This is a genomic window from Veronia nyctiphanis, assembly GCF_004116385.1.
GTDB classification, from domain to species: domain Bacteria; phylum Pseudomonadota; class Gammaproteobacteria; order Enterobacterales; family Vibrionaceae; genus Veronia; species Veronia nyctiphanis.
In genome coordinates, this window is the sequence record NZ_PEIB01000017.1 from 25,096 (window position 1) to 42,346 (window position 17,251).

15 protein-coding genes and 2 pseudogenes are annotated in these 17,251 nt (G+C 49.4%); 8 read left to right on the plus strand and 9 right to left on the minus strand.

The features are described 5' to 3' along the window. Nucleotides 1-409: 409 nt before the first annotated feature. The 4 genes and pseudogenes from CS022_RS14210 to hemC form a co-directional block, all read right to left on the minus strand. Nucleotides 410-1,600 carry a heme biosynthesis HemY N-terminal domain-containing protein gene (locus CS022_RS14210; RefSeq protein WP_129122844.1) on the minus strand — a complete coding sequence of 397 codons (1,191 nt, stop codon included), beginning with the start codon at nt 1,598-1,600 and terminating at the stop codon, nt 410-412. Continuing rightward, on the minus strand, nt 1,597-2,787 hold the full coding sequence (locus CS022_RS14215; RefSeq protein WP_129122845.1) for a uroporphyrinogen-III C-methyltransferase: 1,191 nt from the start codon (nt 2,785-2,787) through the stop codon (nt 1,597-1,599). The genes CS022_RS14210 and CS022_RS14215 overlap by 4 nt, the downstream gene beginning before the upstream one ends. Further along, on the minus strand, nt 2,774-3,544 hold the full coding sequence (locus tag CS022_RS14220) for a uroporphyrinogen-III synthase (protein ID WP_129122846.1): 771 nt from the start codon (nt 3,542-3,544) through the stop codon (nt 2,774-2,776). The genes CS022_RS14215 and CS022_RS14220 overlap by 14 nt, the downstream gene beginning before the upstream one ends. Continuing rightward, nucleotides 3,541-4,474 (minus strand): annotated as a pseudogene (gene hemC, locus CS022_RS14225) (hydroxymethylbilane synthase). The gene CS022_RS14220 and the pseudogene hemC overlap by 4 nt, the downstream one beginning before the upstream one ends. Nucleotides 4,475-4,847: 373 nt before the next feature. On the opposite strand from hemC, the gene CS022_RS14230 reads away from it, so the two are divergent. Next, nucleotides 4,848-7,430: a class I adenylate cyclase gene (locus tag CS022_RS14230; protein ID WP_129122847.1), complete on the plus strand. Its 2,583-nt coding sequence runs from the start codon at nt 4,848-4,850 to the stop codon at nt 7,428-7,430. A 5-nt stretch (nt 7,431-7,435) separates the two neighbouring features. Here CS022_RS14230 and cyaY read toward each other — a convergent pair whose 3' ends face one another. After that, nucleotides 7,436-7,747, minus strand: a complete 312-nt coding sequence (gene cyaY, locus CS022_RS14235) for an iron donor protein CyaY (protein WP_129122848.1) — start codon at nt 7,745-7,747, stop codon at nt 7,436-7,438. A 76-nt stretch (nt 7,748-7,823) separates the two neighbouring features. Here cyaY and lptM point away from each other — a divergent pair, with 76 nt between their 5' ends. From lptM to yigB, 6 genes are read left to right on the plus strand one after another with little or no spacing between them, the layout of a single operon-like run. Further along, nucleotides 7,824-7,988 carry an LPS translocon maturation chaperone LptM gene (lptM, locus tag CS022_RS14240; RefSeq protein ID WP_129122849.1) on the plus strand — a complete coding sequence of 55 codons (165 nt, stop codon included), beginning with the start codon at nt 7,824-7,826 and terminating at the stop codon, nt 7,986-7,988. A 26-nt stretch (nt 7,989-8,014) separates the two neighbouring features. Then, entirely contained in the window at nt 8,015-9,268 is a 1,254-nt protein-coding gene (gene lysA, locus CS022_RS14245) for a diaminopimelate decarboxylase (RefSeq protein WP_129122850.1), read from the plus strand. A gap of 8 nt (nt 9,269-9,276) precedes the next feature. Beyond that, nucleotides 9,277-10,107: a diaminopimelate epimerase gene (gene dapF, locus CS022_RS14250; protein ID WP_129122851.1), complete on the plus strand. Its 831-nt coding sequence runs from the start codon at nt 9,277-9,279 to the stop codon at nt 10,105-10,107. Further along, the gene (locus CS022_RS14255) at nt 10,104-10,775 is read left to right on the plus strand and encodes a DUF484 family protein (RefSeq protein ID WP_129122852.1); all 672 of its coding nucleotides are present in this window, start codon (nt 10,104-10,106) and stop codon (nt 10,773-10,775) included. Before dapF ends, CS022_RS14255 begins: the two co-directional genes overlap by 4 nt. Then, entirely contained in the window at nt 10,772-11,692 is a 921-nt protein-coding gene (gene xerC, locus CS022_RS14260; RefSeq protein WP_129122853.1) for a tyrosine recombinase XerC, read from the plus strand. Before CS022_RS14255 ends, xerC begins: the two co-directional genes overlap by 4 nt. Beyond that, nucleotides 11,689-12,414 carry a 5-amino-6-(5-phospho-D-ribitylamino)uracil phosphatase YigB gene (gene yigB / locus CS022_RS14265; RefSeq protein ID WP_129122854.1) on the plus strand — a complete coding sequence of 242 codons (726 nt, stop codon included), beginning with the start codon at nt 11,689-11,691 and terminating at the stop codon, nt 12,412-12,414. The genes xerC and yigB overlap by 4 nt, the downstream gene beginning before the upstream one ends. 29 nt (nt 12,415-12,443) lie before the next feature. On the opposite strand, the gene CS022_RS14270 is transcribed toward yigB, so the two are convergent. Genes CS022_RS14270 through CS022_RS14285 form a run of 4 tightly spaced genes read right to left on the minus strand, consistent with a single transcriptional unit; the run spans nt 12,444 to nt 14,802 of the window. Further along, nucleotides 12,444-12,881, minus strand: a complete 438-nt coding sequence (locus CS022_RS14270) for a DoxX family protein (protein WP_129122855.1) — start codon at nt 12,879-12,881, stop codon at nt 12,444-12,446. Nucleotides 12,882-12,909: 28 nt separating this feature from the next. Continuing rightward, nucleotides 12,910-13,650 carry an HvfC/BufC N-terminal domain-containing protein gene (locus tag CS022_RS14275; protein WP_161569643.1) on the minus strand — a complete coding sequence of 247 codons (741 nt, stop codon included), beginning with the start codon at nt 13,648-13,650 and terminating at the stop codon, nt 12,910-12,912. Beyond that, the gene (bufB, locus tag CS022_RS14280; protein WP_129122857.1) at nt 13,647-14,510 is read right to left on the minus strand and encodes an MNIO family bufferin maturase; all 864 of its coding nucleotides are present in this window, start codon (nt 14,508-14,510) and stop codon (nt 13,647-13,649) included. Before bufB ends, CS022_RS14275 begins: the two co-directional genes overlap by 4 nt. 31 nt (nt 14,511-14,541) lie before the next feature. Then, nucleotides 14,542-14,802: a BufA1 family periplasmic bufferin-type metallophore gene (locus tag CS022_RS14285; protein WP_129122858.1), complete on the minus strand. Its 261-nt coding sequence runs from the start codon at nt 14,800-14,802 to the stop codon at nt 14,542-14,544. Between the two features lie 243 nt (nt 14,803-15,045). On the opposite strand from CS022_RS14285, the pseudogene uvrD reads away from it, so the two are divergent. After that, a pseudogene (gene uvrD / locus CS022_RS14290) lies at nt 15,046-17,222 on the plus strand (DNA helicase II). Nucleotides 17,223-17,251 lie beyond the last annotated feature (29 nt).

Genomic DNA, 17,251 nt, shown 5'->3' on the forward strand with positions numbered 1-17,251 from the left:
ACGATTGTGAAAGATCTGAAAAAACTGAGAAAGTTGGTTGCTGAACCCAATGTCGTCTGTAGCAAGTGTGCTCGTGTAGCCAATACCAAAAAGGTATTATGTAAACCTATTTCGCTGAAAAAATAGCGCCTCGAAAAGAGGCGCTATATTCGAACTCAATCGAAGCCTTTGGCCATCACAAAGGTCATCAGTCCAGTCACAACGGCCACCAGAAGGCTGGTGATCAAAATACCAATTATCATGTCCATGCTGTCTTTTCTCTTCATTGCCTTATCACTGGCGACATTGAACTACAGCGATGAAAGCGCAACAATTCTGCTGTCAGGTTTGGCAAAACTTGGTAACAACCGGATACGAAAAAGCCCTTTGTAGGGCGTTTGAGGTGTTTTTTTGTGCAGAACGAAAGGGGCTATGATGCCTTGTTGGGTAATGCAAGCCTGAGAGCTTGCCTTGATACCGTATTGGCTTCGCCAGACTGGTTGAGTTTCTCGAGAACCTCAACCAAAAGCGCATAGTCGGAAACACTCTGACGAACGTCTAGCGCTTTTTCCAGGTGCTGCTTCGCTTCCTGCCACTTGTTGTCGCGGGCATAAAGTTCGCCTAATGCGCTGTGCGTGATTGGATTCGCTTCGTTATAGCGCAGTAAATCCGTTAACGTGACAATCGCTGGATGATAGTCAGCCAATGTCAGCTCTGGCACCGATGCGATTAAACGCTCATCTGGGTTCTTCTTTAGCACTTCCTTCAACATGGAGAAAGCGGCATCGTCAGCTTTGCGCTCAACAAGCAGCCTGACCAGACAAACAAGAGCCTCTGGCTGCTGTCGGAATTGACGTGAAAGGCTATGCCAGTGTGTAAGCAGGCCCTCACTACCTTTGTTGGCAGAGATTTGTGTCATCAGGCCGCATTCTGCCTGCATCGTTAACGTCTGCTTCTCGTTTTCGTCAATGACAGCTGCTTTCTTCAGTACTGGCAGTAATTGAAGCAGCGGACGCCATTCATCCAGTTTGATATACGTATCCTTGAGAAGTCCCAACATCATTGGGTTTCTCGGATGCGCTTGTCTCAAGCCTTCAAGGTTTGCCAGGGCCTCTTCGTATTGACCTTCACGGAACTGCATTTTCGCTCGCGTCAATATCATGGCCAGCGCGTTTTCATCGCACTCAGCGGCTTGTTGTAAATATTTGTCGCGCTCTTCAGTGTTACCGCGGCCCTGTGCAGCTTCTGCTGCCGCAAGGTAGTTCAGAAGAGGGCTTTCGCTGTGTGGCGCTGCTTTAACCACCAGTTTTTCAGCTTGTTTCCAGTTACCTTCAACAAGTTTTAACAGCCCGTTGTGCGTCAGCTCGCGCGCTTTGCGGCGCTTGCGACCACTAAACCAGCTGCGGGTAGTGCTCATGCTGGAGAATAAAGTGCGCAGTGCATATTCGAGAAGGAAAAATACACCGAGCAGCGCAACAATTAGGATGAGTAAGGTTGTCAAACTCATCTCAAGTGTTTGATTGGCGGCAGAGATTAATACGTATCCCTGGTTACCCGCCAGCTCTGGCCCGATGATCAGACCTGCAATCAGGGCAGCAATCAGCAGGATGATTTTGATCATAATCCATCATCCTCCCCGTCGACATGCGCGAGGTTGCGCTGAAGACGGTCTGCAACCAGATCGCTAATAAGCGTTTGGCTGGACAATTTTTCCGGATAGTTCACTTCGACGGTTTGTAGATTCAGTTGCTCGAGCTCAGCAAGAACACTTTGTGTTGAGGCCGCATCTAGGTTGTAGAAGCGTTTTATCCAGTCTTCCGCCATTGTCAAAGACTCGTTATACAGTCTGCCTTGCTCTCGATAGACTGCAGTAATCGCCTGATCCAGCTTCGTTTTTACATTTTCCTGAAGGCGGAATGTTTGCGTTGGCGTCAGCAGCGGGATAACACTGCCATCCCTCTTGCGATAAGTGACAAACTGACCGACAAACTCGTTGAGTGAGGCTTTGAGGTTATCCTGCCAGTCATTCACTGAATTTGAGACGACGGGGGCAGCAGCTTCTTCCGCTTTTGGTAATACGGCGTTGGCTAATGGCAGTCCGGAAATTTGCTGTTGTAAGCCCGCAAGACGCAGCACTATTCCATCGCGGTCGATACGCTTGATGGCTTTAAGTGCCGTGATATCGTTTGCCAGTGCTTTTCGCACAGGGGTTAAAGAAGGATCATTAAGTTCTGCAATGCGGCGGTCTGCTGTTTGCATCAGTGAGGTCGCTGACATCACATCATGCTCAAGCCATAGCTTTCTGCCTGCTTGTTTAACCAGATAGTCCGCTTCAGCAAGTAACCAGTCATTGGGACGGCGGCCTTTCATATCGGCCAGCGCAGTTTGCAGGCTTTCAATGGTTTGAGCCTGTTGCTCAATAATGGTTTGCTGGTGGTTTTGCTTCTGAGTGGCAGAGGCTAGTGCCTGACGGGCATTCTCAGTATTTGTGCTCAGCTCGCTTTTCAGACTGTCGATCTGCTTGGCCAGCGCACTGACGTTAGCGTTCATTTTATCTGATTGCATGTGGCCGTGATAATAGAGACCACCGCCCATGGCAAGAACCAAAACAATCGCGATAACACCCAGTGCTTTACCGCCTTTGCCCTCTTTTGCTTTTTCCGGTTCAGCTTGCGTTCCCTTAATGGTCGACGAGTCGTTATTTTTTTGTGTTGACTCTGTCGGTTTCACGTTCTGTTTTTTATTGGACGTGTTAGTTGTTTCGGGCTTATTTGTCCCGCTGTCCTTAGTATTTTTATTGTCTGTCATCCGATTTTCCCGGGTTGTTCGTATTGACCAATGCGTTAAAAAAGTGCGTATTTGACGCACCATCCGCACAGCTCACTTTTGAAAATCCAATTTCAATGGCCAGATTACATATTCTTTGGCTGGGCACCAGTATATGGCAGAGCATTAACCAATGCCGATGTTTATCTGAGACACCCTGAAAGAGCAATTCAAGTTGCTCACCACTGGAAACCACCAATGTATCGACACTTTCGCGTCGCCAGTGTTCCACGGAGGCCAATAATTGCTCGTCCGACCAGTTTCGCCGATAGGCGGATAAATAGCAAACATTGGCCCCGCGTTGTATCAGGGTTTGAGACAGCAGTTCGCGGCCATTGTCGCCACGCAGGATAATCACCTCTTTGCCAGCAGGCTTTTTCAAAAGGTTGAGAGAAAGTAAGCCTTCACTGTCTTCTTTATCTGGCTTAACAGCTTTTATTCCACAATGCGCCATCCAGCTGTCGGCAGTTTTCTGACCAACTGCAAGATAAGTCAGCGTATTTGGCCATGTCTCGCCATTGGTATCGAGGTATTGGCAGGAATAAGAAACGGCCCTCGGGCTGACCGCAATCACTATGCTGTTTTTTTTGAGGGATTGTAGGGCTTGGTTCAATGCGGGAAGGTCATCACCCGGTTGGAAGCTCAGCAGCGGAGCGGGCAGGGCTTTGACCCCTGCCTCTATGAGTTGTTTAACCAGCGCATCACACTCTGGCGCTGGGCGTACTACAAGTACGGTCATGATTCGGAGTGATATAACCTGTCTAATATTGGGCGGGCACCATCATTTAATAGCTGCTCCGCGAGGCCAGTTCCCAGCTCTTCGGCTTTTTCGAGTGGTCCAGTTACCTCACCACGGATGATTTCACTGCCATCGGGCTCACCAACCAGCGCACGGAGGTGGATTTGATCTCCGTGAATTTCCGAATAACTGCCGATAGGTACCTGACATCCCCCCTGAAGGCGATTATTCATTGCCCGCTCACATAAAACACGCACGGTTGTATTGGCATCAGCCAAAGGCTCAAGCAGTGTGCGGACGCGCAGGTCATCAAGGCGGCACTCAATGCCAACAGCACCTTGTCCAACAGCAGGAAGAATGTCTTCCGGTTCAATTTCCGCACGGATCCGTGATTCCAAACCAAGCGTTTCAAGCAGCTGCAGCAAGAATGATGGCATCATAATCGCCGTTGTCCAACTTACCCAAACGTGTGCCGACATTACCGCGAAGATCGTTAACCACAAGGTCTGGGCGCTGAGCACGCAACTGGCACTGGCGGCGTAAGCTTGATGTACCTACGATCGCACCTTCTGGTAGTGCATCAATAGATTCATACGTATTAGAAACAAATGCATCCCGCGGGTCATCGCGCTCGCAAATAACAACAAGTCCGAGACCTTCAGGGAACTCAACGGGGACATCTTTCATCGAATGCACTGCGATATCAGCTCTTCCGTCCAACATGGCTTGCTCAAGCTCTTTGACGAACAAACCTTTGCCACCCACTTTAGCCAGCGGTGTATCAAGGATAATGTCACCTTTAGTCACCATAGGAACCAGCTCAACGACAAGACCGGGATGATTACGTTCAAGTGCACTTTTGACAAATTCGGCCTGCCACAAAGCCAGCGGGCTCTGGCGGGTTGCGATACGAATGGGGGTCGAATTCATAATTTTTTCCATATTTTGTGTATCTCCTAATCGTACCATTGGAGTTTGGCCCTTGATAAGTTTTTGCGATTTGTCCGTCGTTTAGTGCATTAATGAACTAGATGGGCTATAGTTTTGTGATCGTGATCTATATAAAACCCCATCTAAACAGGCTGAATTATGTGATCTTCATCAAATGTGAATCATTTATGAGAAATCATGTTGTCTTGATCACAAAAATGGTCATATAGTGAACAGTGGGGTGGCAAAAACAACCAAATTGGTGGCTTTACGCTCAGCTTTAAAAGTGTTAGATTGATCACGTTTTTACTCCTGATGAGCGGTACTTCACGGTTATTGCTTTTTCAGGTTGACAGGATGTCGGTGAGCTTGGATGTTTCCTTTGCAAAACTATGTTGATCAGCAAACAGCGCGGTTAGATACGTTCAATCAACTTCGATTGGAACGCGCTCGAAGCGCAATGCACACACAGGCGGAAAATGTCTTCAACATTCTGCCTGTATTACTGCATCATAACCACCCAGCTATTCCGGGCTTTGTAGACCGGGATGTGGCGAGTGGGATCAGTGCTTTTGTGCTTTCAGAGCAGCACAAACAATTTGTTAGCGACTGCATGCTGACCTCTGGACACCCCGTTTCTGACACACCTGTTGTTCCTTCCGGTGCACTACCCATCAAAGGCCTCTTTTCAATGGGCAGCACTGCGTCTATGGGGCAGAGCTTTACCAGCGATTTGGATATTTGGGTCTGCGTTCAGCCATGGCTAACAGACGACGACCGCGCTGTCCTCGATAGCAAATGTTCTCTGGTGTCTGATTGGGCCATGACACAGGGTGTTGAAGTCAACTTCTTCCTGATGTGCGAAAACCGTTTTCGAAAAAACCTTTGTCAGGAAATGACGTCGGATAACTGCGGTTCAACGCAGCATTATCTATTACTTGACGAATTCTACCGCTCAGCTGTTCATTTGGCAGGCCAGCGTCTGCTTTGGTATATGGTGCCGCCAGAAATGGAAGGCTGCTATGAAGACTATGTTGAACAGCTGATAAGCGAAAGCAATATTGAACGTACTGAATGGGTCGACTTTGGTGGATTACCTTCGATTCCAGCAGAAGAATACTTCGGCTCCAGTCTCTGGCAGCTCTACAAGAGCATCGATTCGCCGTATAAGTCAGTACTCAAAGCTATCTTGCTTGAAGCCTATTCATGGGAATACCCGGGCACCCAGCTGCTGAGTGTTGACGGCAAGCGCCGTTTCTTCGCAGGTATGCTTGATGTGTACCAGTCTGATGCGTATTACCTGATGCTTGAAAAGGTGACACGTTATCTTGAGCGTATTGGTGATAACCGCCGTCTGGATTTGGTGCGTCGCTGCTTTTACCTAAAGACCCATGAGAAATTAACCCGCGACCCGGGTCCGAGTTCTGTGCCTTGGCGTCGTGAAGTGTTATGTCTTCTTACCCGTGAATGGGGATGGGATAATGACAAACTGGCAACGCTGGATAATCGACGCAACTGGAAAGTTGAAGAAGTCAAAGACGCACACAATGAGCTTTTAGACGCATTGATGCTGAGCTATCGTAACCTGATACGCTTTGCGCGACGCAACGACATTACCTCTTCAATTAGCCCAGAAGAAATCAGTATTCTGGCGAGAAAACTGTATGCGGCTTTCGAGGAGTTGCCGGGCAAGGTAACTTTACTCAACCCACAACTGTCTCCGGATTTGCACGAGCAGGACCTGTCGTTCATTCAAGTGCCGGAAGGGCGCAATAATCCGCCGGGTTGGTATCTCTACAAGCATTCTTTGGTCCCGCACGACATCATTGGTCGAGCGCCGCTTGAGCATAACCGCTATTTGTCCAAGCTGGTGTCATGGGCGTTTTTTAACGGCCTGCTGACGGAATCGACGTCACTGCATGGTGTTATTCGAGACTGTGACGTTGATATTGATAAGCTGTATCAGTTGGTTAGCGACATCCGAAATACCTTCCCAATTCGCAGACCACAGCCTTCACTGAAAGCGTTATCCAGCCCGTGTGAAATCCGTAAGCTCGCGCTGTTTGTGAATTTGGAAGAAGACCCGACGATGGACCTTCGCCAACCTGCTGTGAGGTTTGATTTCAAAAACACTGATATTTTCAGCTATGGTGCTGAGCAAAAGTGCTTAGTGGGCAGTATCGACCTTGTTTACCGCAACTCTTGGAATGAAGTGAGAACGCTCAACTTCAGAGGTCCTAACGCAATCCTTGATGTGCTTAAAACGCTACTGGGTAAAATGCACCAAGACGCATTGGCGCCAGAATCTGTCGATGTGTTCTGTTACAGCAGTAAAATGCGTGGCTTGATCCGAAATCTGGTTTATCAGCTGGTGGCTGAGTGTATCGAAATGCGTCTGCAACCAGTGGTGCAGGAAAAACGCCGTCGCTTTAAAGCGTTGCGAGTCGCTGACAAAACCTTTGGTCTGTTCTTTGAGCGCCGCGGTGTATCTGTGCAGAAGCTTGAAAACTCTGTGGAGTTTTATCGCAGCATCTCATCTAACAAGGTGACGGGTTCGCCATTGATGTTGATGGAGCATGAAACCGAAATTCAGCCGCCTGAAGCCGTTGATGCCTTTGCCAGTGAGGGCCTCATTCAGTTCTTCTTCGAGGATTGCGATAAAGGCTACAACATTTACGTGCTTGATGAGAACAACCGGGTAGAGATGTATCGTCAGTGCCACGGTGACAAAGAAGAAGTGATTCAGGGTGTTAACCGTTTCTACACCTCTTCTGTTGGCGATAAGATGAGCTTCAGTAGCCAGACAGTGAATTTCAACCTGCCACAGTTTTATGACATTGTTCGTCTTGGCAGCGGCAGAGTGCAGGTTATTCCATTTAAGAGCGATCGCAGCTGGCCGAGGCAAGAAGATACCGGTTATTCCGATCTGCCGCCTCAGGCCGCTTCAATGAAGTAAATCACTTACCAGTTAACGTCTTCGCCCGCGTGTTTTGAGCATTCTTGCTTGACCATGTCCATAAAGCCAACATTGGTGCGGGTGCAGACCCATTGCCCATCGCGATACGCGAAATGAAACCCTCCTGATCTCGATGCCAGCCAGATTTCCGACATCGGTTCCTGGCGGTTAATAATGATCTGGCTACGGTCTTCAAAGTCCAGTGTCATCACGTTACCTGTTGTTTCATAATCAATGTCAGCACCACTCTCGTCGATGCCTTCCTCGATAGATAACCATTCTTTATCGACCAGCTCGTGGTATTGGCTCGTATTCATTGTTTTCATCCTATTGCTTTTCAGTGTGTTGATGCGATTATAGAGGGCATTAACCCTTGGATCACTGGCAAACCTAATGCGAACTATTCTGAATGCTTCTTTGCTCATGGCAATTGTGACCCTGTCCGGTTGTGGACAGCGCGGTCCGCTTTACTTTCCTGAAGATGCTCCGGCAACTCAGGGCAGTCCGGCAGACAATAGCCAGCAGGATACCGCACCCGACAGCACCAAGACACAGTAAGACGAAAGAACAGGGAAGAAATTAGCTTGGATTATTTTAACTACCAGCAAGACGGACAACTTTGGGCTGAGTCAGTATCTCTCGATAACCTTGCAGAACAGCATGGTACGCCATTATACGTATACTCACGTGCAACACTGGAAAGACACTGGCATGCTTTTGATGAAGCTGCTGGTGAACATCCCCATCTTGTTTGTTATGCCGTGAAGGCCAACAGCAACATTGGCGTACTTAATGTGCTGGCACGTTTGGGCTCAGGTTTTGACATCGTATCACTGGGTGAGTTGGAGCGTGTGCTCGCCGCCGGTGGCGATCCGGCAAAAGTCGTTTTCTCTGGTGTAGGTAAAACGGCAGCTGAAATGCGCCGTGCACTTGAACTCGACATTAAGTGCTTCAACGTTGAATCTGAAGCTGAGCTTGACCGCCTGAATCAGGTCGCGGGTGAAGTGGATAAAAAAGCGCCTGTCAGCCTACGTATCAACCCAGATGTTGATGCACAGACACACCCGTATATTTCTACCGGCCTGAAAGAAAACAAATTTGGTATCGCGTTTGACCGCGCACCAGAAGTGTATCGCTACGCATCGACACTGCCTAACCTCAACGTGAAAGGCATTGACTGTCATATCGGCTCTCAGCTGACTGACCTTGCACCGTTTATCGAGTCTACTGATCGTCTTCTTGGTCTGATTGATACATTACGAGAAGACGGCGTTGAGATCAGTCATTTAGACGTAGGTGGTGGTTTGGGTGTGACGTATAACGATGAGAAACCGCCTGCGCCTTCTGAATACGCGAGCGCGCTGCTTAAGCGACTGACCGCACACAAAGATATTGAGCTGATTTTTGAACCGGGCCGTGCTATCGCTGCAAACGCTGGCGTGCTGCTGACTCGCGTTGAATACCTCAAGCACAATGAAGACAAAAACTTTGCGATCATTGATGCAGCGATGAACGACTTACTCCGTCCTTCACTGTATCAGGCATGGCAGGAAATTATCCCTGTGACGCCACGCGACGGTGAGGCTAAAACCTATGATTTAGTAGGCCCTGTGTGCGAAACAGGTGACTACCTCGGCAAAAACAGAAGTTTAGCGCTGGAAGCGGGTGATTTGCTTGCAGTTCGTTCTTCAGGCGCCTACGGTTTTGTTATGTCTTCGAATTACAACAGTCGATGCCGTGCGGCCGAGATACTTGTCGACGGTGAGGCTGCGCATGTTGTTCGCCAGCGTGAGACTCTGTCAGAGCTTTGGCAACACGAGCAGGTCATCCCTGATTGAGGCAATTGATGCAGATACAGTTTTCAAAAATGCATGGTTTGGGGAACGATTTCGTTGTCGTCGATTGCGTGACGCAAAATGCTTTCTTTTCCCCTGAATTGATCCGCCGTCTGGCGGATCGTAATACTGGAATTGGTTTTGACCAGCTATTGATTGTTGAGCCGCCTTACGACCCTGAGAGTGACTTCCATTACCGGATTTTTAACTCTGACAGCAGTGAAGTGTCTAACTGCGGTAATGGTGCTCGTTGTTTTGCTCGTTTTGTGCGGATGAAAGGGCTGACCAACAAGAACCAGATTAACGTCAGCACTAGCTCCGGCAGAATGATCCTCAATATCGACCGTGACAACATGGTCCGTGTCGACATGGGCGAGCCTGAGTTTGTGCCGTCAAAAATTCCGTTTAAAGCCAATGCGGAAGAGAAAACCTACATTTTGCGTGTGGCTGACCAAACCTTGTTTGTCGGTGCTGTAAGCATGGGTAACCCGCACTGCGTCACTGTGGTGGATGACGTAGATAAAGCGGATTTAGAATTGTTGGGGCCTTTGGTCGAATCACACGAACGTTTTCCTGAGCGTGTTAATGCTGGCTTTATGCAGGTGGTGTCGCGAAATGCGATTCGCCTTCGCGTTTATGAGCGCGGTGTAGGTGAAACCCAAGCGTGTGGTACAGGTGCTTGCGGTGCAGTCGCGGTAGGTATTGTTCAAGGATTGCTTGACGATAAAGTCGAAGTTTCGTTGCCCGGTGGCAAGCTCTTCATTGAGTGGCGCGGGCCTGGTCACCCTCTGTTTATGACAGGGCCAGCTTCACATGTTTACGATGGACAAATAACGGTATGACAGATATCTCCCGGATTGACACGCCGGAGACCGTAACGAAAGAAGATGTAATTCGCTACCTTGAGGACAACCCAGAGTTCTTCAGACGCTTTCCTGAGCTTTTGTTGCAGCTGAAAGTGAACCATGAAGAACGCGGAGCGGTGTCTTTGGTGGAGGCCCAGATGTCTCGCCTGAGAAGTCGCGTGAACGATCTTGAGGAAGAAATCACCCAGTTGATGGGGATAGCTGCCGGTAATGAGCAACTTTTTCGCGCTTTTTCACTGGCACATCAACGTTTGTTCGCTGTTGAGTCTTCGTCTGAGATCAGGCACGCGCTCGATGAGCTGGCAGAGAGCCTTAAGCTGACCGTGAGTTTGAGGTTGTATAGCGACAGTGATGCTGCTGATTTGGATAAATCGCGTGTTGATACAATTCGTGCTGCCCGTTTTTCAGGTCAGAGGCATTACCTTGGCAGATTGCGTCGCAGTGAAGGTGACGTTTTTGTCAAAGACGCGCCTGAGCTTGGTTCATATGCGATTGTGCCCGTCAGTCAAGCGAAAGACTTCGGTTTTCTGACTTTTGCCAGCCACGACGGTGGTCATTTCCAGCCAAGTATGGACACCCTGTTTGTTGAACAACTCGCCGAACATCTTGCTGTCATTCTCTCACGCTGGCAGGGTGAGGCATGAGCCATCCCGCTTCATTAACTGAGCCTCTTGAACTGTTTTTTGATTATATGATCAGGGAGCGGGGGCTCAGCAGTTTTACTGAGAAGAATTACCGACAGCAACTGGATGTGATTGTGGACTTCATGGTTAGCCATGAGGTGACCCGTTGGGATCAACTCGATGCCAGTTGGGTCCGTCAAATCACCAGTCAGGCAAAGCGTGATGGTCTGAAACCGGGCAGTATTAGTCTACGTTTGTCGGCATTGCGCAGCTTTCTCGATTTTCTGGTACTGAGGGGCACCCTCAATGCCAATCCTGCCAAAGGTGTCTCTGCGCCCAAACAAGGCCGTACACTGCCAAAAAACCTTGATGTCGACGAAATCAACCAACTGATGTCGGTTGATGAGGACGACCCATTGGCGATTCGCGACAGGGCGATGATGGAGTTGATGTACGGTGCAGGGTTGCGTCTGTCTGAACTTATCAATCTTGATGTGAAAGACGTCGCCATGCGCAAAGGCGATTTGCGCGTTATCGGTAAGGGTGATAAAGAACGGGTCGTGCCTTTTGCCGGACAGGCAAAAGAGTGGCTGTTCAACTGGATGAGAATACGCAGTCAGCTTCTGAAAGGGCCGGAAAATGCCCTCTTTTTATCAAAACTTGGCAACCGTATTTCCGCCCGTGCGGTACAGAAACGTATGGCTGAATGGGGCCAGAAGCAGGCCGTCAACAGCCACATTAATCCCCACAAACTTCGCCACAGCTTTGCAACTCATATGCTGGAGTCGTCCGGCGATCTGCGCGCGGTACAAGAGTTATTGGGACACGCTGACCTTTCTACGACCCAAGTGTATACCCACCTTGATTTCCAGCATCTGGCCAAAGTCTATGATGCGGCGCACCCTCGCGCCAGACGGAGAAAATCGGAGCGAAAATGAAATTCTATCGCCGCCTGCAACCTATCGAGGCCCTGACGTTTGATTTGGACGATACCCTTTACGACAACCGGGTGGTGATACTCCGTGCAGAGCGCGCGTTAAAAACCTGGCTTCTCGACCATTGTCCGGCAATGGAAGCGTTTGACGATAAGGCATGGCTGAAGATGCGTCAGGATGTTTTGACGGCAAAGCCCGCGCTGTTTGGTTTTATCACCGATATTCGGCTGGCGGTTATCCGACTGGCTGCGACGCGCTGCGGTTTGTCAGAGCAAAGTGCAGCAATGCTTGCTGAGGATGCGGTGCAGTTTTTCCTCAAACATCGCAGCGATATTGATGTTCCTCAAGCGTCAGTCAAATTGCTCAAAGATCTCGGGCAGCACTATCCTTTGGTCGCGATGACAAACGGCAATGTTGATACTGACATGATTGGTATGACGTCCCTGTTCAATGCCGTGTTTCGTGCCGGAGAAGATGGCAAACCTAAACCTGCAGCTGATTTATTTTCTCGTGCTCAGATTGAGCTCGGTGTTTGCCCCTCAACCATCTTCCACGTTGGCGATCATCTAAAAGCAGATGTGCGTGGTGCGAGGAAAGCGGGCTTTCAGACATGCTGGTTGAATGAATCTGGCAAGAGTTTCCGTCATCAACGTCATGCGACCTTGTTACCAGATGTTGAAATCACCAACTTGGAAAGTATCAGAGCCCTGTTGCCAAGGCTCTGACGGCTGAGAAGTGTTATTTCAGCGAACGGCTATTGCTGCTTTTTGAAAATGTTATCCATGGCCAGTAACCCGGGACCCAGGATGATGTTTGCCAGCAACATCACTCCCCACATCTGGTGGTCGAAGAAACCGCCTGCCCAAAGCGTCGGGTAAGACACCACTGCAACAATGTTAAAGGCAAACAATGCGATCGCAGCAGGTCTTGCCAGTATGCCGAGAGCCAATAAAACAGGAAGTACTAATTCCGCCCCCGTCCCGAGATATGCTGCTATTTCCCACGGCAACAAAGGCACTACGTATTCATTTTCAAACAAATAGAGTGTGCTGTCCCAACTGGACACTTTGATCATTCCCGAACGGAAAAATACCCACGCTATCCAGAGTCTGCTCAACAGCAGTAAAACAGGTACTAACGGTGTAAGAAGGTTTTCAATTAATGAATCGGCTCGCCGAATGAGTTCACTCATGATTTGTTATCTCCTTGTGTAAGGCGGGCTAATTGAGGGAGAAGTGACTGAACACCCCTGCTTCCACTAATGGCACTAGCTGTGGCACCAGTTCAGGGGGAAGGTCTCCCAATGAGAACTGCTGGCTTAATTCGATGAAGCGAGTCGCGTCATCGCTGAGCGGTTTCAGCTCGATACCAGCGTGTGTTTTTTTCAGTAATGTATGTTCTGACTGAGTCAGGTTGAGGCTGTCAAAGGCATTAGAATCCTGATTTTTGACGGCTTCCCAAAGGCTTCGGATACAGTATTGGCTCTTGTGCCAGTCAATATTATCTGCAAGCGACAGTCTGACGGAGGCTACTTCTTCAGGTGAAAGCTGGCCGATGGCGTCAAACGGAAAAGCATCAGAAGGCACCGACCGTTGGCTAACATCGAGGAACTGCCACTCGAACGTCGCAACATCTGCGAGATAAGGTATGGGTTCGCTGATGTTACTCAATGATTCGATAGTGGTATCAAACCCTTCACCGTAGGTCTCAACCCGAGCGTTTTCCATCGGTGTGGTTAACACATGATGACGAGCAACAGCCTGAAAACATTCTTCACCAACCAGTGCGTTGACTGTTGGGTAAATGAGCCCGAGGCTTTCTGTCAGTGAGACCACAAACTGGTTACGATAAATTTGAAGCAGTTCTTCGGCGTCTCTGCGTCCTTTTATTGCAGGCAAGTCGTGGTCTTGATAGTGTAGCGCCTGACTGAATGCCCGCTGCAATATCGCCAGTGAGCTCATAATGCGGTCTCTTGGGGGAACGTTGCGGCAAGGGCATGATGGGCATGCATGGCAGCTTTTTCTGCTTCCGCCAGCAACACCGGCGGCTCGGGTAAGTTGCTGTCCCATTCAATCAGCGTATGACGCATGCCGTGTTGCTGTATCCACCGTTGGTAAAGTTGCCAGACAGGCTCAGACACGGGTTTGCTATGGGTATCAATCCACACCTCGCCATCGTCAGATTCAGAGACTGTAAAGCCAGCAAGGTGTATTTCTTTCACTGTGTCCGGATTGATGGCATCCAGATAATCTTGACTGTCAAAGCCGTGGTTAAAGGCACTGACATGAATATTGTTCAGATCGAGTAACAGGCCGCACCCTGTGCGTTTCTGTACTTCAATTAGAAACTCCCATTCCGGCATGGTCGAGTGGTCAAACGACAAATAACTGGACGGGTTTTCTATTAATATTTCCCGGCCGAGAGAGTCTTGTGTTTGCGCGACATTACGGCAGAAGTTTTCCAGTGCTTCTTCGGTGTAGGGCAGTGGCAGCAAATCATTGAAATATTGTCCGTCAACACTGCTCCAGCTTAAGTGCTCAGAGACCATAATGGGCTCGACCGCATCGACCAATGATTTGAGTTGTTGCAGGTGTTTCTTATTCAGTGGGTCGACAGACCCAAGAGACAACCCCACACCATGGCAGCTGATGGGATAATCTTGTCTGATTTTTTCCAGTGCGTTACGAGAGACCGAGTCGGGGCGAAAATAGTTTTCACTGTGTATTTCAAGCCAGCCCATCTCAGTGGGCGTCTGGCTGAAAAAATCATGGTGAGGACGTCGAAGGCCGACGCCTACCATGGATGCGATGTCTTTTGTCATTGTGTTGGCTCCTGACCCGGTTCAGGCTGTCTTAAGAAGACTTCAGAGAGCCGCCAACTAAACGCTCACACAGACCCGCAGGAACGGCAATGAACGCATCCTTTTGACCGTCTTTTGTTGATGTGCCCGCGCAAGAGCTGCTGTTGGTTGCGCAGTCATTTTTACCGGCTTTAGCAACGCCGTAGCACTTTTCTTTTTGTGCCGCAGCAGCTGTTGTTGTGGTCAATGTGGTGGCACCGATAGCAAGTAAACCGGTAACTGCAGCAGTAAGGGCAAGATTAGACTTTTTCATTTTTATTCCTCGTAAACATCTTTTGTTGTGGACGGTTTGTCCGTTCGTTGCGTTTGCACTGGAATAGAAAGGTGAACGAAACAAATAATTTCGTGCCTATGAAATAAAAATAGTAAAAAGTGAGAACGCGCTGAATAAATCTATAAAAGATAAAGAAAAAAATTCTCTTGATATTGAGGGGAGAAATTCTTCTATCTGCTGGTATAATCTTCAACCAGTGTATAAATAACCAGTGAATTGAAGATGGATGTCTCCTACCTGATCGATGGTCTTAACGATAAACAACGAGAAGCGGTTGCCGCACCTTTGGGCAATCATCTGGTGCTGGCGGGTGCCGGCAGTGGTAAGACCCGGGTATTGGTGCATCGGATCGCCTGGTTGATGCGTGTTGAACAGGCATCGCCTTTTTCTGTGTTGGCGGTAACCTTCACCAATAAGGCCGCTGCTGAGATGCGCAGCCGTATCGAGCAATTAATGCAGGGAACGGCATCGGGCCTTTGGGTCGGTACCTTCCATGGACTTTGTCACCGCATTCTTCGTGCGCATCATCTGGATGCAAATCTCCCGCAGGACTTCCAAATTCTTGATTCAGACGATCAGCAGCGTTTGCTCCGTCGTCTGATCAAAGCGCAAAACCTTGATGAGAAGCACTGGCCCGCACGTCAGGCGACCTGGTATATCAATGGCAAAAAAGATGAAGGTTTACGACCTGCGCACATTGATGCTGGGCACGACCCGGTGGAGAAAACCTGGCTGCGTGTTTATCAGGCCTATCAGGAAGCTTGCGACCGCGCAGGGTTGGTCGATTTTGCCGAGTTGCTGCTTCGCTGCCATGAACTGCTTCGCGATAAAGCGCATATCCGTGAGCATTATCAGGCCCGTTTCCAGCATATTCTGGTCGATGAATTTCAGGATACCAACAACATCCAGTACGCCTGGCTCAGAATGATGGCGGGCACACAGGCCAACGTGATGATTGTGGGTGATGACGACCAGTCTATCTATGGCTGGCGCGGCGCAAAAATCGAGAACATTCAGCGTTTTTTAAATGATTCTCCGGGTTCACAGACCATTCGCCTCGAGCAGAACTATCGTTCCACAGGCAATATTCTCTCTGCGGCTAACCAGCTGATTGCCAACAACGCTGAACGTATGGGTAAAAACCTGTGGACCGACGGGCAGGAAGGTGAGCTTATTTCCGTCTACAGCGCCTTCAATGAGCTGGATGAAGCCCGTTTCGTGGTCAACAAAATCAAAGCATGGCAGGACGACGGCGGTGCGCTGAATGATACGGCGATGCTTTACCGAAATAACGCCCAGTCCCGTGTTTTGGAAGAAGCCTGATTCAGGCGGGCATGCCTTACCGGATTTATGGCGGCATGCGATTCTTCGAACGTCAGGAAATCAAAGATTCGCTGGCTTACCTGCGCCTGATGGCTAATCGCCTCGACGATGCGGCGTTTGAAAGGGTGGTGAATACGCCGACGCGCGGTCTTGGTGACAGAACACTGGATACTATTCGTATGGCTGCCAGAGACCGAGGTGCCACGCTGTGGGAAACCAGTGTTCAGCTTCTTGAAGAGCAGGCGCTCGCGGGCCGCGCGGCCAATTCGCTGCGCCGCTTTGTCGAGTTGGTCAATGCACTGGAAGATGATACCCGAGAGATGGCGCTGTTCCAGCAAACTGACCATGTGATCCAGCACTCCGGTCTCAAAGCCATGTATGAAGCGGAAAAGGGCGAAAAAGCCCAAGCACGAATCGATAACCTTGAGGAACTGGTGACGGCAACCCGTCAGTTTGAAGTACCTGAAGAGGTGGAAGAAGAGATGAGCCCGTTGTCTGCCTTCCTTGCCCATGCAGCGCTGGAAGCGGGCGAAGGTCAGGCGGATGAATTTGATGATGCCGTACAGCTGATGACACTGCACAGTGCCAAAGGTCTGGAATTCCCACTGGTGTTTATGGTCGGCGTGGAAGAGGGCATGTTCCCAAGTCAGATGTCGTCTGAAGAAGCGGGGCGTTTGGAAGAAGAGCGGCGGCTTTGCTACGTCGGTATGACCCGTGCAATGGAAAAGCTCTACATTACCTTTGCGGAAATGCGCAGGGTTTATGGCAAAGACATGTTCCACAAGTCATCACGCTTCATTAAAGAGCTGCCGGAGGAGTGCCTTGAGGAAGTCAGGATGCGTGCAAAAGTGACACGCCCTGCTGCTGCGAGCGGGCGTTTTTCCAGTACCCAAACCAAGGAAAACTTCAACCAGACTGGTTTTAGTCTGGGCCAGCGCGTTACGCACCCTAAATTTGGTGAAGGCACCATCATCAACTTTGAGGGCAGTGGTAATCAAAGCCGTGTACAGGTGGCGTTTAACGGCGAAGGCATCAAGTGGTTGGTAACTCAGTACGCGAAGTTGGATGCGCTTTAATAGGCCTTATTTAGATAAATAATGAAATA